Origin of the sequence: Cellulomonas edaphi (assembly GCF_030362815.1) — a bacterium.
Lineage (GTDB): Bacteria > Actinomycetota > Actinomycetes > Actinomycetales > Cellulomonadaceae > Cellulomonas > Cellulomonas edaphi.
The window spans coordinates 1,109,075-1,132,582 of sequence record NZ_JAUCGR010000002.1 but is presented as its reverse complement, the minus strand read 5'-3'; the positions used below and the strand labels follow the sequence as shown (position 1 = coordinate 1,132,582).

Genomic DNA, 23,508 nt, shown 5'->3' with positions numbered 1-23,508 from the left:
GGCGGCCGGGCGGTGCGCGGGCCGGTCAGGTCCGGTGCGCAGCACGCAGGGCGACGTCGGCGTCGGCAGCGAGGCTGCGATCGAGTCGCGGCAGCTCCGCTCCCGCGAACAGCCGGCGCGCGCCCCCGACGTCGCGAGGCCGGTCGGTGGTGAACACGGCGGTGAGCGTGTCGGAGCCCGGGCGGAACCACAGCGCCGACCAGCCGTCGCCGCTCGCGGGATCCCCGCGGAGCAGCACGTCGTCGTCGGCCGCCGGAGTGCCGAAGAGCGTGAGCTCGTGGCCGAGCTGTGTGGAGAACACGTAGGGGACCGGGTCCTCGGCGGCCGGCGGTCCGTCGCCGTCACCGACGAGGGCCGCGGCGAGGTCGAGCGGCCCTCGCAGGGCCCCGTCCCAGTGGCCTCCGGACACCCAGCCGTGCCGGCGCGAGCGCCGCCGCGCGACGTCGCCGACCGCCCGGACGCGCCACTGCGGCGCGGTGTCCGCGGTGGAGCCGTCCGCACCGAGCACCGCATAGCCCTCGTCGACGCGCACAGAGCCGTCCGGATCGAGCGGCAGCGTGCCCGCCAGCCACCCGGTCGCAGGCACCGCACCCACCGCGGCGAGGACCACGTCCGCCGCCACGCGCTCGCCGTCGGCGAGGTGCACGGCGTCCGGGTCCACCCGCACGACGCGCGCGTCGGTCACGAGGCGCACACCGGCGGTCTCGAACCACGGGCCCGTGAGGCGCCCGACGTCCGCGCCGAGCGCCCCCGTGAGCGGCGCGTCCGCGGCCTCGAGCACGGTCACGTGCACCCCGGCGACGGCTGCGACCCCGGCCACCTCGGCGCCGATCCAGCCCGCGCCGATGATCACGAGCCGCGTCCCCGGGACGAGGCGGTCGCGCAGGACCGCCGCGTCGTCCGCGGTGTGCAGCACGAGCGCGTGCTCCCAGCCGGGTACGCGCCGTGCCCGGGCGCCGGTGGCGACGACCACCGCGTCGGCCCGGACGGGCGCGCCGTCGGTCGTGAGGATCTCGACGCCGTCCTCCTCGAGCCGGAGCGCGCGCGCGGGCTGGCCCAGTCGCAGGTCGTCGGCCAGCGACCGCACGTCGATCCCCAGCTCGTCGGCCAGGAACGTCGGTGCGGGTCGGTCGAGCAGGTGCTTGGACAGCGGCGGCCGGTCGTACGGGGGCAGATGCTCGGCGCCGACGACGGTGAGGTGGCCGTCGAAGCCGCGCTCGCGGAGCGCGCCGACCGTCTGGGTCGCGGCGAGCCCGGCGCCGACCACGACGATCCGGCGGAGCGCGTCGGGTGGCCGTGGGGGCTGGGACGTCACCCGGGCAACGGTAGTCTCCCCGACGGGAGGATCATCGATGGCTGTGAAGCGGGTGGACGGTCCGGCGGCGAGCGGGGCACCGGACGGTGCGCCCGACGAGGCCGGCCAGGTCGACGAGTCGGGTCAGGTCGACGAGACCGGCCGGGCCGGCGAGACCGGCCAGGTCGACGAGAAGGGCCAGATCGACGAGACCGCCCAGGTCGACCCGGTTCCGGTGCCGCCCTCGCCCGAGGAGCAGGTGCTCGACCCGAGGGCGATCGCGCGGGCGTCGCTCGAGGCGAGCCGCAACGCGTCGCTGTGGTGGACGAGCGCGGGCGTGCTGGTCGCCGCCGTCGTCGCCGTCGTGGTCGGCACCCGTGCCGGCGCCTACACGCTCGCGGGCGTGCTGGCCGCGTGCGCCGTGGTCCGTGCCGTGCTGCCGCACCCCGGCCCCATCGCGATCTCCGTCCGGGCCAAGGCGATCGACATCGCCGTGCTCGCCACGCTCGCGGTGGGCATCGGCGTGCTGGCCCAGCTCCTGCCGGGCCGGACGGTCTAGCCCCCTCGACGCACGAACGCCCGGCCCCCTCGGGGGCCGGGCGTACGGTGCGACGATGTCGAGCCCGGGGCTCAGCGCTCCTCGACGACGAGGACGTCCTCCTCGGTGATGTAGACGTCGTCCTCCTGCAGCAGGTTGTCCGCCGGCGGCTCGGCCGCGAAGGCGCGGTAGACGAGGCCCGCGAGGGCGGCGCCCAGGATCGGGAAGAGCCAGAACAGCCAGAGCTGCTTGAGCGCCCAGCTCTCGGAGAAGATCGCGGTCGCAGTCGAGCGGGCCGGGTTGAGCGACGCGTTGGTGACGGGCATGGCCACCAGGATCAGCACCGTCAGCGCGAGACCGATGGCCACGGGAGCGGCCACCTTGGTCACGCGGCGGTCGGTGACGCCGAGGATGATCCCGACGAAGACGGCCGTGACGATGAGCTCGGTGAGGCCCGCGAACACCCAGCTGAACCCGCCCTGCGCGGCGGCGAAGATGGGCGAGTGGCTGTCGTAGCCGTTCGAGGTCGAGGAGAAGAACTCGCGCTCGTTGTTCTCGATGGGCTTCAGGCTCGACGCGCTGAGGAAGATCACCGAGGTGGCGAGGGCGCCACCCACCAGCTGCGCGAGCCAGTAGGGGAGCACGTCACGCCACGGCGTGCGGCCGGCGATCGCCGCGCCGATTGTGACGGCGGGGTTGAAGTGGCCACCGGAGACGTGGCCCACGGCCGAGGCGCCCGCCAGGACGGCGATGCCGAAGGCCAGCGCGACGCCGAGCGGTCCGGCGCCCAGGCCCTGGATGCCCGCCCAGACCGCGACGCCGACACCCGCGAGGACCAGGAAGAAGGTGCCGAACGCCTCCGCGCCGAGGCGCGCGGCGAGGCTGGGTCCCGTGATCACGGCGGTGCCCGCGGGCACCACGTAGGCGTCGTAGCTCTCGACGGAGGCGTCGGCCTCCGGGGCAGGAGCCGCCGTGGCGGCCGGGCCGCTCGCGGCGGCGGGCTTCGTCGTGTCGACCGGCTCGCCGGCGGGCACGGGCGGCTGCGTCGTGTCGTCGGCTGCCGCGGCGGCGGTGACGTCTGCGGGCTCGGGCGAGCCGGCCACCGGGTCGGGTGTCTGGGACATGTCGGTCCTGTCGTTCGAGTGGATGAGGTGTGGGACCAGCCCCGACGCGTGCCCGGACCGTCCCTTGCGGGGTCAGCATGCCAGCCTCGACCATGTGCGCACGGCCCGCACCCGCTGGGTGTCGCGTGGTGGGCACCGGCCCGCCTCGCCCGGATCCCGCCATTGTCTCGATGTCGAGTAATCTTGGCGTCGGACGATGCCGCCCGCGCGCGACGCGACTGCCGCCGCCGGGCACGGCCCCACGTACGAGTCCCCAGTTCAGGAGATCCCCGCATGGCGAAGATCAAGGTTGTCGGCCCGGTCGTCGAGCTCGACGGCGACGAGATGACGCGCATCATCTGGCAGTTCATCAAGGACCGCCTCATCCACCCGTACCTCGACGTCGACCTGCGGTACTACGACCTGTCGATCCAGAACCGCGACGCCACCGACGACCAGGTGACGATCGACGCCGCGCACGCCATCAAGGAGCACGGCGTCGGCGTCAAGTGCGCGACGATCACGCCCGACGAGGCGCGCGTCGAGGAGTTCGGCCTGAAGAAGATGTGGGTGTCGCCGAACGGCACGATCCGCAACATCCTGGGCGGCGTCGTCTTCCGCGAGCCGATCATCATCTCGAACATCCCCCGACTGGTGCCGGGCTGGAACAAGCCGATCATCATCGGCCGCCACGCCCACGGCGACCAGTACAAGGCGACCAACTTCAAGGTGGCCGGCGCTGGGACGCTCACGCTGACGTACACGCCCGCCGACGGCTCGGAGCCGATCCAGCAGCAGGTGGTCACGTACCCCGACGGCGGCGGCGTCGCCATGGGCATGTACAACTTCAACGACTCGATCCGTGACTTCGCGCGGGCGTCGTTCGCGTACGGCCTGCAGCGCGGCTACCCCGTGTACCTGTCGACGAAGAACACGATCCTCAAGGCGTACGACGGTGCGTTCAAGGACATCTTCCAGGAGGTGTTCGACGAGGAGTTCGCCGCGGCGTTCGCCGAGAAGGGCCTCACCTACGAGCACCGCCTCATCGACGACATGGTGGCCGCCGCCATGAAGTGGGAGGGCGGCTACGTCTGGGCCTGCAAGAACTACGACGGCGACGTCCAGTCCGACACCGTCGCGCAGGGCTTCGGCTCGCTCGGTCTCATGACGTCGGTGCTGATGACGCCGGACGGCAAGACCGTCGAGGCGGAGGCCGCGCACGGCACCGTCACGCGTCACTACCGCCAGCACCAGGCCGGCAAGCCCACGTCGACCAACCCGATCGCGTCGATCTTCGCCTGGACCGGCGGGCTCAAGCACCGCGGCAAGCTGGACGGCACCCCCGAGGTGACGCAGTTCGCCGAGACGCTCGAGGACGTGGTCATCACGACCGTCGAGAGCGGCAAGATGACCAAGGACCTCGCGAGCCTGGTCGGTCCCGAGCAGGCGTGGCTGACCACCGAGGACTTCCTGGCCGCGCTTGACGAGAACCTGGCCGCGCGCCTGGCCTGAGCCGGGCCCCCGCAGTGCCGCACGGACGGCGCATCTCCCTGGTGGAGATGCGCCGTCCGTCGTCGTGTGCGCGGTGCTAGCGTTCGCGACCGTGAGCCGTCCCGTGCCTCGCCCGTCGCTCGTCCCCGCCGTCGTCGAGGGGCGCCCCAGCGAGCCGGCGGGGGGCCAGCGCTTGTGACGCACTACTGGTCGTTCGTCGTCTTCGCGCTGGTGATCGCCGTCGCGCCCGGTCCGGACACGCTGCTCACCCTGCGGAGCACCGTCACCGGCGGGCGTCGTGGGGGCCTGTGGACCATGGCGGGCATCACGCTCGCGGGCACGCTGCAGGGCGTGCTGGCCGCGTCGGGGCTCGGAGCGATCATCGCCCGGGCGGAACCGGTGTTCGAGGTGATCCGGTGGGCCGGCGTCGTGTACCTCGCCTACCTCGGCGTGCAGGCGCTGTGGTCCGCCCGGCGTGCGGCGGCGGCCGAGGAGGCGGTGGTGGCCGCGCCGGTCCGAGTGGCACCGGCGCGCGCGTTCGGGCGTGGCTTCCTGTGCAACATCACGAACCCGAAGGTGCTCGCGTTCAACCTCGCCGTGCTCCCGCAGTTCCTGAGCGCCGGCGCGGGCGCGTCCACCCTGCTGGCCTACGCGCTCACGCTGGCCGGGCTGGGAGGGCTCGTCCTCCTCCTCGTGGTGCTCGGCGCCGACGCGGCGAAGCGCACCATCGGATCTCGCCGAGCCCGGCGCCGGATCGATGCCGCGGCGGGCGTCACGTTCGTGGGTTTCGCGGCGGTGCTCGCCGCCGAGGCGTAGCCGCGGGCGCCATCGCCCGGCCCAGGCGCCGAGACCGCCGGTGAGCATCCGCGTTGCCCGCGGCTCGTCGGCGGGTAGCGTGCTGGTGTGGGCGCGCCCAGGCTGCCCGCACGAGTCGAAGGAGCCGCCGTGCCCGCTGGACTGCCTGCTGGAGCCCCCGTCACCGTGACCGTCACCGGTGCCGCCGGTCAGATCGGTTACGCGCTGCTCTTCCGGATCGCGTCCGGCCACCTGCTGGGCCCCGACGTGCCGGTGCGGCTGCGTCTGCTCGAGGTGCCGCAGGCGGTCAAGGCGGCCGAGGGCACGGCGATGGAGCTCGACGACTGCGCCTTCCCGCTCCTGACCGGCATCGACATCCACGACGACGCCACGGCCGCCTTCGACGGCGTGAATGTCGCGCTCCTGGTGGGCGCCCGTCCGCGCGGCGCCGGGATGGAGCGCGGGGACCTGCTCAGCGCCAACGGTGGCATCTTCGGGCCGCAGGGCGCCGCGATCAACGCGGGGGCCGCGCAGGACGTGCGCGTGCTCGTCGTCGGCAACCCGGCCAACACCAACGCGTGGATCGCGGCGCAGCACGCGCCCGACGTCCCCAAGGACCGGTTCACCGCGATGACCCGCCTCGACCACAACCGCGCCGTGGCGCAGCTCGCGGCCAGGACCGGCGCCGGTGTCGAGGACATTGCCCGCCTCACCATCTGGGGCAACCACTCGGCGACGCAGTACCCGGACCTCTCGCACGCCACCGTGCGCGGCACGCCGGCGCTCGAGGTCGTCGACGACGAGGCGTGGGTGCGCGACACCTTCATCCCGACCGTCGCCAAGCGGGGCGCGGCGATCATCGAGGCGCGCGGCGCCTCGTCCGCCGCGTCCGCCGCGAACGCGGCGCTCGACCACGTCCGCACCTGGGTGACCGGAACTCCTGCCGACGACTGGACGTCGGCGGGCGTGGTCTCGGACGGCTCCTACGGTGTGCCCGAGGGGCTGATCTCGTCGTTCCCCGTGATCGCGCGCGACGGCGAGCTGTCGATCGTGCCGGACCTCGAGATCGACGACTTCTCGCGCGCACGCATCGACGCGTCGGTCGCCGAGCTCGTCGAGGAGCGCGACGCCGTGAGGGCGCTCGGCCTGGTCTGACGGCTGGCGGAGCCGCGGTGGCGGCTCGCGCGACGAGCCCGGGCGGTGCCGCGGACGGCGGAGACCGCCCGGCGATGGCTCACGCCCGCGTCCGGGCCCGCTGACGCGCCCGCGTCCTGGCCCGCTGACGCGCGGCCGTCGGACGGGCGTCGGACGAATCGGGCATGCCCAGTTTTCCGCAAAGTCTTGCTGCAAGTTGCAGCAAGCCGGTACGTTGCCGCCAACCCGTCGACGAGGTCGTCGCCGGTGGATCGCCAGTCGGACATCTCAGACGGCGACGTGTGGCTCGGTCGGACCGCCAGTGCCGGCGGACGGGGCCCGCGTGCTCCGTGGACCACATGCCCGCGCGCGCCGCGCGGAGACGAAGGAGTCACCCGCATGCCCCTTGCCCCGACGCGAACCGCGCGAGCTCTCTCCGCCGCGGTCGCCGCAGCCCTGGCCCTGGTGGGCGTCGTCGTGACGCAGCAGCCGGCGACGGCGGTCGCCGAGTCCTACAGCCTGGTGGGCAGCCTGCAGACCGAGCTCGGCTGCGCCGCCGACTGGGACCCCGCCTGCACGGACGGCGACCTGACGGCACGGGGCGACGGCACGTACGCGACCGAGGTGACGCTGCCCGCGGGCAGCTACGAGTTCAAGGTGGTGGGCGACCACTCCTGGGACGAGGCATACGGCTTCGGCGGCGCGAGCGACGCCGGCGCCGCGAACGTCCCCCTGGTGCTGGCGGGGCAGACGCGGCTGAGCGTGCAGTTCGACCTCGCGACCGGTCGCACCTCGCTCACCCCCCTGGACCTGGCCGCCGAGGCCGCGCAGGACCCCCACCCCGCCGCGCCCGTGCGCGAGCCCGGTTCCGGCCAGCAGTTCTACTTCGTCATGACCGACCGCTTCGCCAACGGCGACACGGGCAACGACCACGGTGGCGTCACCGGGGACCGCCTGACCACCGGGTTCGACCCCACCGACAAGGGCTTCTACCAGGGCGGGGACCTGGCGGGCCTCCGGGGCAAGCTCGACTACATCAAGGGCCTGGGGACGAGCGCCATCTGGCTGACCCCGTCGTTCAAGAACAAGTACGTCCAGGGTGCCGGCACGGACGACGAGTCCGCGGGCTACCACGGCTACTGGGTCACGGACTTCACCACCATCGACCCGCACTACGGCACCATGGCCGAGCTGGACGGGCTCATCGACGCCGCTCACGCCAAGGGCCTGAAGGTCTACTTCGACATCATCGCCAACCACACGGCAGACGTGATCCAGTACACCCAGCCGGGCGACCACCCGTACGTCTCGGAGGCGAGCAGCCCGTACAAGGACGCGGACGGCAAGGCCTTCTCCCTGGCCGACGTGGTGGGCACCACCTTCCCGGCCATGAACGCCGACTCCTTCCCGTACACGCCCGTGGTCCCGGACGCCGAGAAGGACGTCAAGGTCCCCGCCTGGCTCAACGACCCCACGCTGTACCACAACCGCGGCGCGTCGACCTACGCCGGTGAGTCCTCGACGCTGGGCGACTTCGGTGCGCTGGACGACCTGATGACCGAGAACAAGACGGTCGTCGACGGCATGGCGGACATCTTCTCCGACTGGGTCGACGTCGGGATCGACGGCTTCCGCATCGACACCGTCAAGCACGTCAACATGGAGTTCTGGCAGTCCTGGACGAAGCAGGTCATGGACCACGCGCACGCCGTGGGCAACGACGACTTCTTCATGTTCGGCGAGGTCTTCGACGCGGACGCCACCAAGACGAGCCCCTACGTGCGCAAGACCGACATGAGCTCGGTCCTCGACTTCTCGTTCCAGTCCGCGGCGTCCGGCTACGCGAGCGGCGGCTCGGCCAAGAGCCTGGCGGGCCTGTACGCGAGCGACGACTACTACACGATGCCCGACTCGAGCGCGGCCGCGCTGCCCACGTTCCTCGGCAACCACGACATGGGCCGCATCGGCTACTTCCTGGACGGCAAGAGCGACGCCGAGCAGCGTGACGTGCTGGCCCACCAGCTCATGTTCCTCACGCGTGGCCAGCCCGTCGTCTACTACGGCGACGAGCAGGGCTTCGTGGGTGCGGGCGGCGACAAGGACGCGCGCCAGTCTTTGTTCGGCACGCAGGTCCAGGAGTACGCCGACCAGGAGCTCGTGGACGGCACGACGATGGGCACGGGCGACCACTTCGACACCGGCAGCACCCTCTACCGCGACATCGCGGACCTCGGTGCCCTGCGCAAGGCCCACCCGGCGCTCTCCGACGGCGCGCAGGTGGAGCAGTACGTGGCCGACGGGACAGGCGTGTACGCCTTCTCCCGCGTGGACCGGGACGAGAAGGTCGAGTACCTGGTCGCGGTGAACAACGCGACCACCCAGAAGTCGGCGACCTTCTCGCCCCTGAGCCCGACCGCCACGTTCAAGGGGATCTACGGCGCCGACGACGACGTGACCGCCGACGGTGACGTGACGCTGACCGTGCCGCCGCTGTCCGCGGTCGTCTACCGCGCGACGACCGGCCTGCCGGAGCGTGCGGCGGCTCCGACCGCCGAGTTCGCCGGAACGCCGGGCCTGCCGGTGAAGGCGCTGAACCCGGTGGCCGTGACGCTGGCCGACGGGGCCTACGCCGAGACCACCTTCGACTACCGCGTGGCGGGCGACGACACGTGGACCACGCTGGGCACCAGCGACTCGGGCTCGCCTCGCGTCTTCCACACCACTGCCGGACTCGCGGCGGGGTCGCTCGTCGAGTACCGGGCCGTCGTCGTCGACGCGAGCGGCAACAGGTCCGTGGCCAGCACGTACGCCACCGTGGGCGAGGGCTACGGGGGCGGCACGCCCGTGGAGCAGGACGCCGCGAGCAAAGTTACCGTGCCCGGCGACCACAACAGCGAGATGGGCTGCGCGGCCGACTGGCAGCCCACGTGCGCGGACGCGGAGCTCACGCTGCAGCCCAACGGCCTCTACTCGGGCACGTTCAGCCTCCCGGCCGGCTCGTACCAGTACAAGGCGGCGATCGGCGCGGCCTTCCACGAGGCCGCGGGCGACGAGAACGGCGGCTGGTTCGAGAACTACGGCGTCGACGGCGTGAAGAACTCGGCCTCCGGCAACATCGCGTACACCGTGACCGACCCCGACCGGGCCGTGACGTTCTGGTACGACCCGCACACCCACCGCGTCACCAACGACGCCGCCGGTGCGGTGTACACGGTGGCGGGCAGCTTCCAGCAGGCGCTGGGCTGCACGTCCGACTGGAACCAGAACTGCCTCACGGGCGTGCTCGCCGACACGGACGGCGACGGGACCTGGACGTACACGACGTCGGCGATCCCGGCTGGCAGCTACGAGGCCAAGGCCGTCAAGGGCTTCAGCTGGGACACCAGCTACGGCGGGGCGTCGGGGGGGAACGTCGCGTTCTCCGTGACCGCCGAGACGCCGACCGTCACGTTCAGCCTCGACACGGCGTCGGGCGTCCTGAGCATCGACGCCGCGCAGCCGCCCACGGACCCGGGCGGCGGCGGCGACCTGCTGGTGACCGTCCCGGGCAGCCATAACTCCGAGATGGGCTGCGCGGGTGACTGGGCGCCCGACTGCCCGCAGGCCGTGCTCGCCAAGAAGCCGGGCGGCGTCTACGCCGGGACGTTCCGGCTGCCCGCGGGGGACTACGAGTACAAGGTCGCGGTCGGCGGCTCGTGGAGCGAGAACTACGGCGCCGGTGGTGTGCGGGACGGCGGCAACGTCGCGTACTCGCTCACCGAGACGACGGACGTGACGTTCGTCTACGACCCGGTGACGCACGCGTTCACCAGCACCGCGGCCGGGCCGCTCTACACCCTGGCGGGCAGCTTCCAGTCGGAGCTCGGCTGCCCCGGCGACTGGCAGCCCGACTGCCTCGCGGCCTGGCTGCAGGATCCCGACGGCGACGGCACGTTCACGTTCGCGACCACGAAGCTGCCCACCGGCTCCTACGAGGTCAAGACCACCCAGGGCAGCTGGGACGTGAACTGGGGCGCGGGTGGTGTGCCCGGCGGTGACAACATCTCCTTCTCGGCGACGAAGGACAAGCAGGTGCTGTTCTCGTTCGACTCGAGCACCCACGTGCTGACCGTGACGGTCGCGGACCCGCCCCTGCCGGGAACGGGTCAGCAGCGCGCGCACTGGGTCACGCGCGACACCCTGGCCTGGCCGCGCGACCTGCTCCCGTCGGGGGTGGACCCGGCGGACCTGACCTGGTCGCTGTTCCACGCACCGGAGGGCGGGCTCACGCTGACCGACGGCGTGGTCGCAGGAGGCTCGGGGCTGCCCCTCACCTACGACCCGGACGGCCTCCCCGCCGCCGTGACGGCGCGCTACCCCGCGCTCACGGGCTACGTGGCCCTCACGGTGGACGGCGCCGACGCGGCGGACCTGCTCACCGGCCAGCTGGCCGTGCTCCAGGCCGGCGACGACGGTCCGTCCGCCTGGACCGGCGTGCAGGTCCCGGGCGTGATCGACGACCTGTACGCGCAGGCGGCCGGCGACGCGGAGCTGGGCCTGTCGTGGCACGGCGGCTACCCGACGTTCGCGCTGTGGGCTCCCACCGCGAAGGACGTCGACCTGCTCGTGTGGCCGGCCGGCACGACGGGCACGCCGCAGCGCGTCCAGGCCGAGCGCTCGGACGACGGCGTGTGGCGCGTGCGCGGTGGTGACGCGTGGGACGGCGCGGCCTACCGGTACGACGTCAGCGTGTACGTGCCCTCGACCGACGCGGTGGAGCACAACGAGGTGACCGACCCCTACTCGGTGGCGCTCACCACCAACTCGACGCACTCCGTCGTGGTGGACCTGGACGCGGCGAGCACGAAGCCGGCGCTGTGGTCGGACACGAAGGCGCCCGTCGTCGAGAAGGCCGTGGACCGCACCATCTACGAGCTGCACGTGCGGGACTTCTCGATCAAGGACGCCACGGTCCCCGCCGACGAGCGCGGCACCTACCTGGCGTTCGCGCGGGACAGCGCCGGCACGCGGCACCTGCGGGAGCTGGCCGCCGCCGGCCTCAACACGGTGCACCTGCTGCCGACGTTCGACATCGCGACGATCGAGGAGACGAAGGACCGGCAGTCGACCCCCGCGTGCGACCTCGCGTCGTACGGCCCGGCCGCCACGGAGCAGCAGGCGTGCGTGACGGCCGCATCCGGCGCGGACGGCTTCAACTGGGGGTACGACCCGTTCCACTACCTGGCGCCCGAGGGCTCCTACGCGGTCGACCCGCAGGGCGCGGCGCGCGTCAGCGAGTTCCGCACCATGGTGGGGGCGCTGCACGCGACAGGTCTTCAGGTGGTGCTCGACGAGGTGTTCAACCACACCTCGGCGTCCGGCCAGGCCGACACGTCGGTGCTGGACAAGGTGGTCCCCGGCTACTACCACCGGCTCAACGCCGTGGGCGCGGTCCAGACGAGCACGTGCTGCCAGAACGTGGCGACCGAGCACGCGCTGGCTGGCAAGCTCATGGTCGACGCGGTGGTCAGCTGGGCCAAGGAGTACAAGGTCGACGGCTTCCGGTTCGACCTCATGGGCCACCACTCGCGTCAGAACATGCTCGACGTCCGGGCCGCGCTGGACGAGCTCACGCTCGCGAAGGACGGAGTCGACGGCAAGAAGATCTACCTGTACGGCGAGGGGTGGAACTTCGGGGAGGTCGCGAACAACGCGCTCTTCACGCAGGCCACCCAGGGCCAGCTGGGGGGCACGGGCATCGGGACGTTCAGCGACCGGCTGCGCGACGCCGTGCGCGGCGGCGGACCGTTCGACGAGAACCCGCGCATCCAGGGCTTCGGCTCCGGCGGGTACACCGACCCCAACGGTGACGCCGTGAACGGCACCGAGGCCGAACAGCTGGCGCGGGCGCAGCACGACGCGGACCTGGTCCGCCTCGGCCTCGCCGGCAACCTCAAGGACTACGCCTTCACGACGAGCGACGGGCAGGTGCGCACGGGCGGCCAGATCGACTACAACGGCCAGCCTGCCGGCTACGCCGACGAGCCCGACGAGGTCATCACCTACGTCGACGCGCACGACAACGAGACCCTGTGGGACTCGTTGACGATGAAGCTGCCGCAGGCCACGACGATGAGCGACCGCATCCGCATGAACACGCTGTCGCTCGCCACCACCGCGCTCGCGCAGACCCCGTCGTTCTGGCACGCGGGGGCCGACATGCTGCGCAGCAAGTCGCTCGACCGCAACAGCTTCAACTCGGGCGACTGGTTCAACGCGATCGACTGGACCGGCGCGGACAACGGCTTCGGGCACGGCCTGCCGCCGGCCGCGGACAATCAGGCGAAGTGGCCGTACCAGAAGCCGCTGCTGGAGGACCCGGCGCTCAAGCCCACCGCGGCGCAGGTGGCCGCGGCCTCCGACCAGGCGCAGGACCTGCTGCGGCTGCGCTCGTCGTCCCGGCTGTTCCGGCTCGGGAGCGCCGCAGCCATCGAGCAGAAGGTCACGTTCCCGGGCAGCGGGGCGGCCGCGGTTCCCGGCGTCGTCACGATGCGCATCGACGACACGGTGGGCGCCGACGCCGACCCCGAGCTCGACGGCGCGCTCGTCGTGTTCAACGCCGGAACGCACGCGGTGACGCAGAGCATCGCGGCGCTCGCGGGGAGGGACTACGAGCTCTCGCCGGTCCAGGCCGCTGGCTCCGACGGCGTGGTCAAGGCGACGTCGTGGGACGCCGCCTCGGGCACCGTGACCGTGCCCGCCCGGACCGTGGCGGTCCTCGTCGAGGCCCAGGACGACGGGGGGTCGACCCCGACCCCGACGCCGACCCCCACCCCGACGCCGACCCCCACCCCGACGCCGAAGCCGACGCACCCGACGCCGAAGCCGACGCACGGTCACCCCACGCCGAAGCCGACGCACGGTCACCCCACGCCGAAGCCGACGCACCCGGGCAAGCCGCACCTGCAGCTCTCGGCCGGGTCGGTGCCGGCCGGTGGGACCGTGCACGTCAAGGGCGGCGGCTTCAGCCCGGGTGAGCGCGTGCAGGTGTGGCTCCACTCCGAGCCCGTCCTGCTCGTCGCGACGGACGCGGACGCATCCGGCGCCATCGACGTCACGGCGACGATCCCGGTGAGCACGGCCGTCGGCGCGCACCACGTGGCCGTGGTGGGAGTGGAGTCCGAGGTGAGCGCGCAGGCGGCGCTCCAGGTGCTGGCGGCCGACGACCCCGGCGCGCTCGGTGCGACCGGGTTCGACCCCGCCCTCCCGGCGCTGGTCGCTCTCCTGGTGCTCCTGGCCGGGACGGTGGCCGTGGTCGTCGGACGCCGCCGGGTGCGACCGGGCACCGAGAGCTGACGGTCAGCGGTCCGGCCACCGACGTGGTGGTCCGGGCGTGAACAGCGGCACCCTCGTCGCGCGTGCAGCGCGGCCGGGGTGCCGCTGTCTTCGTGGCGGCGCGGGCTCGCGCCGCGGGATCCAGGCTGAACCGGAGGAGCGGGGGACCTCTGGGCTTCGAAGCGCTTCGCCTGACAAGGCCGCAGAGAGCCGCGACGTCGACCCGCGCGGAGCCCTCCAGGTGGGCAGATTCCCGACAATGACCGCTTGACAGGCATTCCGGACGCTTCTACGGTCGAGGCGATCGATCATCGAAGCGCTTCGATGATGGTGAATCCACCAGCCGTCCACCGTCAGCGTCGTCGGGCGACCGGTCCCGCCGGGGGCCGAGTCCGGCACGCGGGTCCAGCGCGCCTTGCGCACGTCGCCGTGCGCAGGGTGGTCGGACTCGACGGTCGGCCGGACGCGACGCGGGGGCACTGCCGCCCTCGCCGAACCCGAGGAGCCGATCCGTGCACGAGACACCACGTCCCGACGACCGCACTGCGCGCGCCCGCGCCGCAGCGCCGGACAGATCCGCAGCGACAGCCAGATCAGCGCCGGCCGCATCCGCCGCGCCGCGCACGACGACAGCCACCGCCGCGTCGCGCGCGTCCCGCCGCCGCAGGGCGGCCCGCTGGGCGGTCCCGACCACGCTCGCGCTCGCGCTCGCGGGCCTGGTCCCCGCGCAGGCCGCGCACGGCGAGGACCAGTTTCCCTTCCGCAACCCGGACCTGCCCCTGCAGGCGCGGATCGACGACCTGCTGGGCCGGCTCACGCCGGACGAGGAGATCTCGCTGCTGCACCAGTTCCCGCTCCCCGTGCCGCGCCTGGGCATCGGCCAGTTCCGTACCGGCACCGAGGCGCTGCACGGGCTCGCCTGGACCACGAGCTACGTGGACGGCGCCGTGCACACCGCGAAGGCGACCACGTTCCCGCAGGCCGTGGGCCTGGCGAGCACCTGGGACCCCGACCTGGTCACGCAGGTCGGCGCGGTGGTGGGAGACGAGGCCCGCGGCTACAACTCCGAGGACCCCGCGCTCTGGGGCCTCAACCTCTGGGCGCCCGTGGTCAACCTGCTCCGCGACCCGCGCTGGGGCCGCAACGAGGAGGGCTACTCCGAGGACACCACGCTCACGGGCGCGATCTCCACGGCGTACGGCAAGGGCATGTCGGGCGACGACCCGTTCTACCTCAAGACCGCGCCGACGCTGAAGCACTACCTGGCCTACAACAACGAGGTCCACCGCGACACGACCTCCTCGAGCGTCCCGCCGCGGGTGCTGCACGAGTACGACGAGCAGGCGTTCAAGCCGGCCATCACGGCCGACGCCGCGACGGGCGTCATGGCGTCCTACAACCTGGTCAACGGCCGCCCCGCGACCGTCGACCCCACCATGGACTCGCTGCTGCGCACCTGGACGGACAAGACTCTGTTCAACGTCAGCGACGCCGCGGCGCCGAACAACCTGGTCAGCTCGCAGAAGTACTTCGCGACCGCACCCGAGGCGAACGCCGCCGCGATCAAGGCCGGCCTCGACAGCATGACCGTGAACGACAACAACCCGCAGCCCACCATCGCGGCCATCAAGGACGCCCTGAACCAGGGCCTCCTCACCCAGGCGGACATCGACGACGCGGCGTCCCACCAGCTGTCCATCCGCTTCCGGCTCGGTGAGTTCGACCCCGACGGGGGGCCCTACGCGCACATCACCAAGGCCGCCGTCGACACGCCCGCCAACCGGAAGCTGTCGCGCAAGACGGCCGCCGACGCCATGGTCCTGCTGAAGAACGCCGGCCGGGCGCTGCCGCTCGACACCCGGAGCACCCACAAGGTCGCCGTCATCGGACCGCTCGCCGACACGCTGTACACCGACTGGTACGGCGGCGGGCTGCCCTACGCCGTCACCGCGCGCGACGGCGTCGCGGCCAAGGTCGGCGCGGGCAACGTGTCGGGCTCCGAGGGTGTCGACAGGATCGCGCTCAAGGACGTCGCGTCCGGCAAGTACGTCGCCGGCGGCACCGGTGACGCGGGCGGTGCGCTGACGGCGTCCGCGACGAGCGCCGACGCCACGTCGCAGTTCGACGTCTTCGACTGGGGCAGCGGGATCGTCACGCTGCGCAGCGCCGCCAACGGCAAGTACGTCGGCTACAACTGGAGCGGCTTCGCCAACGACCAGACGCAGCCCAACGGCTGGTTCGTGCAGCAGCAGTTCAAGCTTGAGGACCAGGGTGACGGCACCGTGGCGCTGCGCTACGCGGGCTACGAGTCGACCTCGGACTGGGCTCCGTCCTACGCCAACCCGTACATCACCGTGAACGGCGACGGCGCGCTCGTGCTGGGGGCGCCGACCGCCGACAAGGCCGCCAAGTTCTCCCGCGAGGTGCTGACCAGCGGAACGGCACAGGCGGTCGCCGCCGCGAAGAAGGCGGACGCCGCCGTGCTCGTCGTGGGCAGCATGCCCTTCATCAACGGCCGCGAGGACCACGACCGCGCCGACCTCGACCTGGCCCCGAGCCAGGAGGCGCTGGTGCGCGCCGTGGTCAAGGCCAACCCGAAGACCGTCGTCGTGCTCCAGACCAGCTACCCGGACACCATCACGGAGCTGGCCAAGAAGGTCCCGGCCATCGTCTGGACCACGCACGCCGGGCAGGAGACGGGGAACGCGATCGCCGACGTGCTGTTCGGCGACACCAACCCGGCCGGGCGCCTCACCCAGACGTGGCCGTCGTCGGTCGACGACCTCCCGGCCGACCTGCTGAACTACGACATCATCTCGTCGGGGCAGACCTACCTGTACGACACCACCAAGCCGCTCTACCCGTTCGGCTACGGGCTGTCGTACACGTCGTTCCGCTACTCGCACCTGCGGATCGCGGACCGGTCGCTCGGCAGCAGGGGCACCCTGACGGTGAGCGTCGACGTGACGAACACCGGCAAGCGCGCGGGCGACGAGGTGGTACAGCTCTACACGCACCAGCGCAGGTCCCGGGACGTCCAGCCGCTCACACAGCTGCGCGACTTCGACCGCGTGAGCCTGGATGCCGGTCAGACGAAGCGGGTCACCCTCGAGGTCCCGGTCAAGGACCTCGCGCACTGGGACGTCACGCGCAACCGGTGGGTGGTCGAGACGAGCACGTACGACGTGCGGGTCGGTGCGTCCTCGAGCGACATCCGGGCGGCCTCGACCGTCAAGGTGGTCGGGGAGAGGATCCCGCCGCGTGACCTGAGCAGGACCACGCAGGCGCAGAACTTCGACGCCTACCGCGGCGCGACGCTGGTCGACACCTCGAAGGTGGAGGGCACCTCGGTGGGTGCGAGCGGCGCGAACAGCTGGATCGCGTTCAAGCACGTCGACCTGCGCACCGGTCCGCGCACGTTCACGGCCAAGGTCGCCAAGGCCGAGGCGGGCAACGGACGGATCTCGATCCGGCTGGGCTCGCCGAAGGGCCGCGTGGTCGGCACGGCCGTGGTGCCGAGCACCGGCGACGTGTACGCGTACCGGACCGTCCGGGCCGCGCTCGACCGGGTGCGGGGGGTGCAGGACGTGTACGTGGTGTTCGACTCCGCCCAGCGCATCTCCACGCTCCGGCTGACGGACTGACGTGGGGGCGGGGGCGCCGGACCGCCGGTCCGGCGCCCTCCCTTCCGCGCAGCGAAGCCACTGGTCAGGCCTCCGCGGAGCGCGGGACGGCCGTCGCCGCCATGTATCCTGCGCGCGTGGGCGAAGACCGGGTCACTCCGGGCTCTCAGACTTCACTGCGTGAAGCGAACAGGGCACGGATCGTCAACGCCGTCCAGCAACGAGGCTCCCTGACACAGGTCGAGCTGGCCGGCGTCACTGGGCTGTCCCCGGCGACGGTCTCGAACATCGTCAACGAGCTCACGGGCTCGGGCGTGCTGCACACCGCGCCTACCACGCGCAGCGGCCGCCGTGCGCAGCAGGTCACGCTCGCGCGGAATCTCGGGCTCGTCGCGGGCCTGCACTTCGGCACCCGCAGCCTGCGCGTCGCGCTCTCGGACGTCGCCCACCGGATCGTCGCCGAGCAGCGCCTGCCCCTCCCGCCCGACCATCGCGCCGACTCCGGGCTGGAGCGCGGCGCCATGCTCACGGCCGAGATGGTCGCCTCCGTCGGCGCCACGATGTCCGAGGTCCTCGCGGTCGGCGTGGGCGTCCCCGCGCCGGTCGACGTCCGCACGGGGCAGGTGTCCACGCGCGGGCTGCTGCGCGGCTGGGACGGCGCGGCCGTGCCTGAGATCCTCGGTGCGCGGCTCGGCGTGCCGGTGCACGTCGACAACGACGCCAACCTCGGCGCCCTGGCCGAGGAGCGCCTCGGTGCCGCGCGCGGGCGTCGCAACGTCGTCTACCTCCGCGCGTCGCACGGCGTCGGCGGCGGCCTCGTGCTCAACGGCGAGCTGTACCACGGCCGGGTGGGCGCGGCGGGGGAGGTCGGCCACGTCACCATCGACGACAACGGCACGGTCTGCCGGTGCGGCAACCGCGGCTGCCTGGAGACGTTCGTGGGCGCCGCCGCGATCCTCGAGACCCTGCGCCCCACCCACGGGCACCTCACGCTGCGCGACGTGATCACGCGTGCGGAGCAGGGCGACCCGGGCTGTCGGCGCGTGCTGAGCGACGCGGGCCGCCACCTCGGGGTGGCCGCGGCCAGCGTGTGCAACCTCATCGACCCGGAGATCGTCGTGGTGGGTGGTCAGCTCGCCGAGGCGGGCGAGATGCTCCTCGGGTCGCTGCGCGCGACGGTCATGGAGCGTGCGATCCCCAGCACGAGCGGACCCGTCGAGGTGGTGCAGGGCGCGCTGGGCGCGTCAGCCGAGGTGCGCGGGGCGCTCGTCGTCGCACTCGACCGCGTCTCGATCACGGCGGGGGTGCTGGCGCCGTGAGAGGGATCCGTACCCGTGCGACCGCCGTCGTGTCCCTGGGGCTGGCCCTGATGCTCCTCCTCGGCGGCTGCGTCCAGGCACCGAGCCCGCAGGAGCCGTCGTCGACGACCATCGGCCTGCTGCTGCCCGAGTCCAAGGCGGCACGGTACGAGAGCACGGACCGTCCGTCGTTCGAGCAGACGGTCGCGGAGACCTGCCCCGACTGCCAGGTGCTGTACGCCAACGCCGATCAGGACGCCGCCCGCCAGCAGCAGCAGGCCGAGTCCATGCTGACGCGCGGGGCCGGGGTGCTGGTGCTCGACGCCGTGGACGCGACGGGCGCGGTGACGATCGTGCAGCGGGCCGCCGCCCGCGGCGTCCCGGTGATCGCCTACGACCGGTTCATCGCCGGCGCACCCATCGACTACTTCGTCGGCGTCGACGGGGTACGCGTCGGCCGCCTGCAAGGAGAGGCGCTCGCCGCCGCGCTCGCGGACCGCCGCACCAGCACCCGTTCCGCGCGCGCCGGGATCCTCGCGGTGCACGGCTCGACGACCGACCCGAACGCCGCGCGGTTCAAGGCCGGCTTCGAGGCGGCGCTCGTCGGCACGCCGGTCGACGTGCTGGCCTCCTACGACACGCCCGACTGGAGCCCCGACAAGACGCAGGCCTGGGTGAGCGACCAGCTCACGCAGTTCGGCCACCGGGTGGACGGCGTCTACGCCGCGAACGACGCCGAGGCCGGCGGGGCGATCTCCGCCATGATCGCGGCGGGCTTCGACCCGGTGCCGCCGGTCACGGGCCAGGACGCCGAGCTCGCGGCGATCCAGCGGATCGTGTCGGGCACCCAGCTCATGACGGTGTACCGCGCGATCGCCGAGCAGAGCCGGACGGCCGCGCAGCTCGCGGTCCGCGTGGTCCGCGGCGAGCAGCCCACCGCCACGTCGCAGCTGGACGGCATCCCGGCCCTGTTCCTCACGCCGGTCGCCGTCGACCTCACCAACGTCCGCCGCGTCATCATCGACGGCGGCGTGTACACCACCAAGGAGATCTGCGTGACGCCGTACGCCGAGGCCTGCGCCAGGGCCGGGCTGCTGGACGGGGCCTCCCGATGACCGCCACCGAGCAGGCCGGCACGTCGGCCCCCACGCCGGTGCTCTCGCTGCGAGGGGTGTCGCGCAGCTTCGGCGCCGCCCGCGCCCTGCTCGACATCGACCTGGACGTCTACGCGCACGAGGTGGTCGCCGTCGTCGGCGACACCGGCGCGGGCAAGTCCACCCTGGTCGGCGTCCTGTCCGGGGCGCAGCAGCCGGACGAGGGGCAGGTGCTCGTGGACGGCTCTCCTGTCGCGCTCGCCGACCCGGCCTCCGCGCGGTCGCTGGGCATCGCGGCGGTGTTCCAGGACCTGGCGCTGTGCGCCAACCTCGACGTGGTGGAGAACCTCTTCCTCGGGCAGGAGGTGGTCCGCGGCTCGCTCCTCGACGAGGTCGCGATGGAGAAGCAGGCGTGGAACCTGCTCGGACAGCTCGCCGCGCGGGTCCCGTCGGTGCGGATCCCGGTGGCGGGCCTGTCGAGCGCGCAGCGCCGCGCCGTGGCCATCGCCCGCTCGCTGCTCGGCGAGCCGCGGGTGATCCTGCTCGACGAGCCGACGGCCTCGCTGGGGCTCACGCAGGTCGCCGAGTTCCTCACCCTGGTCGAGAGGCTGCGTGCTCGCGGCCACGCCGTGCTCATCACCAGCCACTCGCTCTCGGACCTGCAGGCCGTGGCGGATCGCATCGTCGTGCTGCGCCTCGGTCGTACCAACGGCGAGTTCCGCGCCGACCACGTCACGTACGAGGACCTGCTCGCCGCGGTGACGGGGGTGGCCCGGTGAGCGGGCAGGCGGCGCCCGTGCGCAGCGACCTCGCGCGGCGGCTGCGCAGCGGCGAGACGAGCGCACTGCCCATCACGGCACTGCTCGTGGTCATCTGGATCGTCTTCCAGGCCCTGAACGGCGCGTTCCTCTCGAGCGACAACCTGGTCAACCTCACCCAGCAGTCGGCCGCCGCGGGCGTGGTCGCGCTCGGCGTGGTGCTCACGCTCCACCTCGGGCAGATCGACCTCTCCGTGGGCGCGGTGTCCGGGCTCGCCGCGGCGATCGTCGCGGTCGGATCCGTGACGTGGGGGTGGCCGCTCGCGCTCACGCTGCTCGCGGCGGTTGCCGCGGGGCTGCTCGTGGGGCTCCTCTACGGCGTGGTGCACACCCGGCTCGGCGTGCCGACCTTCGTGTTCACGCTCGCCGGGCTGCTCGTGGTGGGCGGGCTGCAGCTGCGCGTGCTCGGCGACGCGGGCTCCGTCAACCTCCCCTTCGAGTCGTGGCTGGTGCGGTTCTGCCAGACGGCCTTCATCCCGCCGCTCGCGTCCTGGCTCATCGTCACGGCCGTCGTGCTGGTGTTCGCCCTGGCCCGGCTGCGTGACCGCGCCCGTCGGCTCGGTGCGGAGCTCGCCGCGCCGTCGCTGGCCTCGGTGCTCGGGCGCGTCGCCGCGCTCGCGGCCGTGCTCGCGGGCGCGGTCGCCTACCTGGGCACCGACCGCGGCGTGGGCGCGGTGTTCGCACTATTCGTGGCTCTCGTCGCGCTCACCGACCTCGCCCTGCGCCGCACGCGCTGGGGCCGGTTCGTGCGGGCCGTGGGCGGCGACGCCGAGGCCGCGCGCCGGGCCGGCGTCCCGGTGCGACCGGTGCTCCTCGCCGTCTTCGCGGCGTGCTCCACGCTCGCGGCGCTGGGCGGCGTCCTGGCCGCCGGTCGCCTCGCCGCCGCCAACCAGGCGTCCGGCGCGGTCGACGTCACGCTGACCGCGGTCGCGGCGGCCGTCATCGGCGGCACCAGCATGTACGGCGGCCGCGGGTCGGCCTGGTCGGCCCTGCTGGGGATCCTGGTGATCCAGTCGATCTCGACCGGCCTCACGCTCCTCAACCAGGACCAGTCTGTGCGGTACGTGGTCACGGGCCTGGTGCTCGCGGTCGCGGTCGTCGTCGACGCGCTCCAGCGGCGCGCCCGGGAGGCGTAGCGCGGCCCCCGTCGCCCGACCGATGCCGGGCGGCGGGGGCCGGACCGCTCACGCGACGAGCTCGTCGAGGCGCTCGTACCCCACCTTGACGCCGCCCTCCATGCCGCTGGCCACCATGCCGTCACGCGCCTCGAGCGTGGGGTAGACGGAGTGGATGCGGATCCGGGTCCGGTCGGCCCCGAGGTCCTCGAACGTGATGCTCTCGATCGCGACGACGTCGGGGTACCCCTCGAACTCGAACGTCTGGATCGCGAACTCGTCGGGGCGCACGGTGTGGAACATCCCGCGGAAGCCGAACGCCTCGCCGTCGCGGCCCGTGCTGACGTAGCTCCAGCGGCCGCCGGAGACGAAGTCCCACTCCTTGATGTCCATGGTCAGGTCCCGTGGACCCATCCACTGCGCGACGAGCTCCGGCTTCGCGTGGGCCTCGAACACCTTGGCCACCGGGGCGTCGAACTCGCGGGTGATGTCGATGAACGGCACGCCCTCGGGCGCGTTGACGTGCAGGTCGTTGCTCATGATCTGTCCTCCTGGCTCGGTTCCGCCGCCCCCGGGGGAGCGGTCGGTGGGTCGGTGAGCAGGGCGTCGAGGGTCCGGTAGCTCTGCTCGTGGACCAGCCGGTAGCGGTCGATCCACGCGGTGAGCTCCTCGAGCGCGCCCGGGTTGAGGTGCACGGGCCGGCGCTGGGCGTCGCGCGTGCGCGTGACCAGCCCCGCCTGCTCGAGCACCTGGATGTGCTTGGAGACCGCCTGCAGCGAGATCGCGAAGGGCGCCGCGAGGTCGCCGACGGTGGCCGGGCCCCGGCTCAGCCGGGCCACGATCCGGCGCCGGACCGGGTCGCCCAGCGCGACGAACGCGCGGTCGAGCCTGTCGTCGGACGTCGGGTCGGGAAGCACGTCATCTACCAATCAGTTGATCAACTAATCCGTTGAATACAAACGTACGCGCGGGTGCGCCGACCCGTCAAGAGGTTGTCAGCGGAAGACGATGGTGCGGTGACCGTCCAGCAGCACGCGGTGCTCCGCGTGCCAGCGCACCGCGCGTGCCAGCGCGCGGCGCTCGACGTCCTGGCCCAGCGCGACCAGGTCCTCGACCGCGCGCGAGTGGTCGACGCGCTCGACGTCCTGCTCGATGATCGGGCCCTCGTCGAGGTCCCCGGTCACGTAGTGGGCGGTCGCGCCGATGAGCTTCACCCCGCGGTCGTGGGCCTGCGCGTACGGCCGTGCGCCCTTGAACGACGGTAGGAACGAGTGGTGGATGTTGATCACCCGGCCGGACAGCGCGCGGCACAGGTCGTCGGACAGGATCTGCATGTAGCGCGCGAGCACCACGAGCTCCACGTCGAGCTCCTCGACGAGCTCGAGCAGCCGGGCCTCCGCGTCCGCCTTGGTCGCCGCCGTGACCGGGACGTGGTGGAACGGGATCCCGTAGAACTCCGCGAGCGGCTCGAGCGTGGTGTGGTTCGACACCACCGCCACCAGCTCGACGGGGAGGTTCTCCGAGCGCTGCCGGAAGGCGAGGTCGTTGAGGCAGTGCGCCGCCGTCGAGCCCATGACGAGCGTGCGGACCGGCCGGCCCGCCACGTCGAGGGACCACGTGAGGTCGAACTCGTCGGACAGGGCGGCGAGCGCCGACTCGAGCTCGGACCGCTGCGCGGGGGAGGTGACCTGCACCCGCATGAAGAACAGGCCGGAGAGCGGGTCCCCGAACTGCTGCGACTCCGTGATGTTGCCGCCGTGCTCGGCGAGCAGCCCGGCGACGGCGTGGACGATTCCGGGGCGGTCGGGGCACGACAGGGTCAGGACCCAGGGGGTCGCACCATCCGCAGGTTGGGACGCAGCAGGGGACACGAGCACCGAGAGTAGTGCGC

At 72.7% G+C, this 23,508-nt stretch carries 15 protein-coding genes; 10 read left to right on the top strand and 5 right to left on the bottom strand.

What is annotated here, in order from left to right; genetic code table 11:
- Nucleotides 1-25: 25 nt before the first annotated feature.
- Entirely contained in the window at nt 26-1,315 is a 1,290-nt protein-coding gene (locus QRT05_RS11330) for an FAD-dependent oxidoreductase (RefSeq protein WP_289447335.1), read from the bottom strand.
- Between the two features lie 37 nt (nt 1,316-1,352).
- Here QRT05_RS11330 and QRT05_RS11325 point away from each other — a divergent pair, with 37 nt between their 5' ends.
- Nucleotides 1,353-1,853, top strand: coding sequence for a DUF3017 domain-containing protein (locus tag QRT05_RS11325; RefSeq protein WP_289447334.1), 501 nt, complete (start codon nt 1,353-1,355; stop codon nt 1,851-1,853).
- A 71-nt stretch (nt 1,854-1,924) separates the two neighbouring features.
- Here QRT05_RS11325 and QRT05_RS11320 read toward each other — a convergent pair whose 3' ends face one another.
- Nucleotides 1,925-2,956, bottom strand: a complete 1,032-nt coding sequence (locus tag QRT05_RS11320) for an aquaporin (protein WP_289447333.1) — start codon at nt 2,954-2,956, stop codon at nt 1,925-1,927.
- Between the two features lie 273 nt (nt 2,957-3,229).
- Here QRT05_RS11320 and QRT05_RS11315 point away from each other — a divergent pair, with 273 nt between their 5' ends.
- The 9 genes from QRT05_RS11315 (at nt 3,230) to QRT05_RS11275 (ending at nt 21,638) form a co-directional block, all read left to right on the top strand.
- Nucleotides 3,230-4,447, top strand: a complete 1,218-nt coding sequence (locus QRT05_RS11315) for an NADP-dependent isocitrate dehydrogenase (protein WP_289447332.1) — start codon at nt 3,230-3,232, stop codon at nt 4,445-4,447.
- A gap of 174 nt (nt 4,448-4,621) precedes the next feature.
- A complete protein-coding gene (locus QRT05_RS11310) occupies nt 4,622-5,242 on the top strand; it encodes a LysE family translocator (RefSeq protein WP_289447331.1) in 621 nt (206 codons plus the stop codon).
- Between the two features lie 129 nt (nt 5,243-5,371).
- The gene (locus tag QRT05_RS11305; RefSeq protein ID WP_289447330.1) at nt 5,372-6,376 is read left to right on the top strand and encodes a malate dehydrogenase; all 1,005 of its coding nucleotides are present in this window, start codon (nt 5,372-5,374) and stop codon (nt 6,374-6,376) included.
- Nucleotides 6,377-6,754: 378 nt separating this feature from the next.
- Nucleotides 6,755-13,690, top strand: coding sequence for a pullulanase-type alpha-1,6-glucosidase (pulA, locus tag QRT05_RS11300; RefSeq protein WP_289447329.1), 6,936 nt, complete (start codon nt 6,755-6,757; stop codon nt 13,688-13,690).
- A gap of 491 nt (nt 13,691-14,181) precedes the next feature.
- On the top strand, nt 14,182-17,313 hold the full coding sequence (locus QRT05_RS11295) for a glycoside hydrolase family 3 protein (protein WP_289447328.1): 3,132 nt from the start codon (nt 14,182-14,184) through the stop codon (nt 17,311-17,313).
- A gap of 116 nt (nt 17,314-17,429) precedes the next feature.
- Complete coding sequence (locus QRT05_RS11290) at nt 17,430-18,611, top strand: ROK family transcriptional regulator (RefSeq protein WP_289447327.1); 1,182 nt, start codon at nt 17,430-17,432, stop codon at nt 18,609-18,611.
- Nucleotides 18,608-19,705: a substrate-binding domain-containing protein gene (locus QRT05_RS11285; RefSeq protein ID WP_289447326.1), complete on the top strand. Its 1,098-nt coding sequence runs from the start codon at nt 18,608-18,610 to the stop codon at nt 19,703-19,705. The genes QRT05_RS11290 and QRT05_RS11285 overlap by 4 nt, the downstream gene beginning before the upstream one ends.
- Nucleotides 19,702-20,463 carry an ATP-binding cassette domain-containing protein gene (locus QRT05_RS11280; RefSeq protein ID WP_289447325.1) on the top strand — a complete coding sequence of 254 codons (762 nt, stop codon included), beginning with the start codon at nt 19,702-19,704 and terminating at the stop codon, nt 20,461-20,463. The genes QRT05_RS11285 and QRT05_RS11280 overlap by 4 nt, the downstream gene beginning before the upstream one ends.
- On the top strand, nt 20,460-21,638 hold the full coding sequence (locus tag QRT05_RS11275) for a sugar ABC transporter permease (protein WP_289447324.1): 1,179 nt from the start codon (nt 20,460-20,462) through the stop codon (nt 21,636-21,638). The genes QRT05_RS11280 and QRT05_RS11275 overlap by 4 nt, the downstream gene beginning before the upstream one ends.
- A gap of 48 nt (nt 21,639-21,686) precedes the next feature.
- Here the strand turns inward: QRT05_RS11275 and QRT05_RS11270 are convergent, their stop codons facing one another.
- The 3 genes from QRT05_RS11270 to purU all read right to left on the bottom strand — a co-directional run bounded on the left by QRT05_RS11270 (nt 21,687) and on the right by purU (nt 23,488).
- Nucleotides 21,687-22,157, bottom strand: coding sequence for an SRPBCC family protein (locus QRT05_RS11270; protein ID WP_289447323.1), 471 nt, complete (start codon nt 22,155-22,157; stop codon nt 21,687-21,689).
- Complete coding sequence (locus tag QRT05_RS11265) at nt 22,154-22,534, bottom strand: ArsR/SmtB family transcription factor (RefSeq protein WP_289447322.1); 381 nt, start codon at nt 22,532-22,534, stop codon at nt 22,154-22,156. Before QRT05_RS11265 ends, QRT05_RS11270 begins: the two co-directional genes overlap by 4 nt.
- A 78-nt stretch (nt 22,535-22,612) precedes the next feature.
- Nucleotides 22,613-23,488, bottom strand: coding sequence for a formyltetrahydrofolate deformylase (gene purU, locus QRT05_RS11260; protein ID WP_289447321.1), 876 nt, complete (start codon nt 23,486-23,488; stop codon nt 22,613-22,615).
- Nucleotides 23,489-23,508 lie beyond the last annotated feature (20 nt).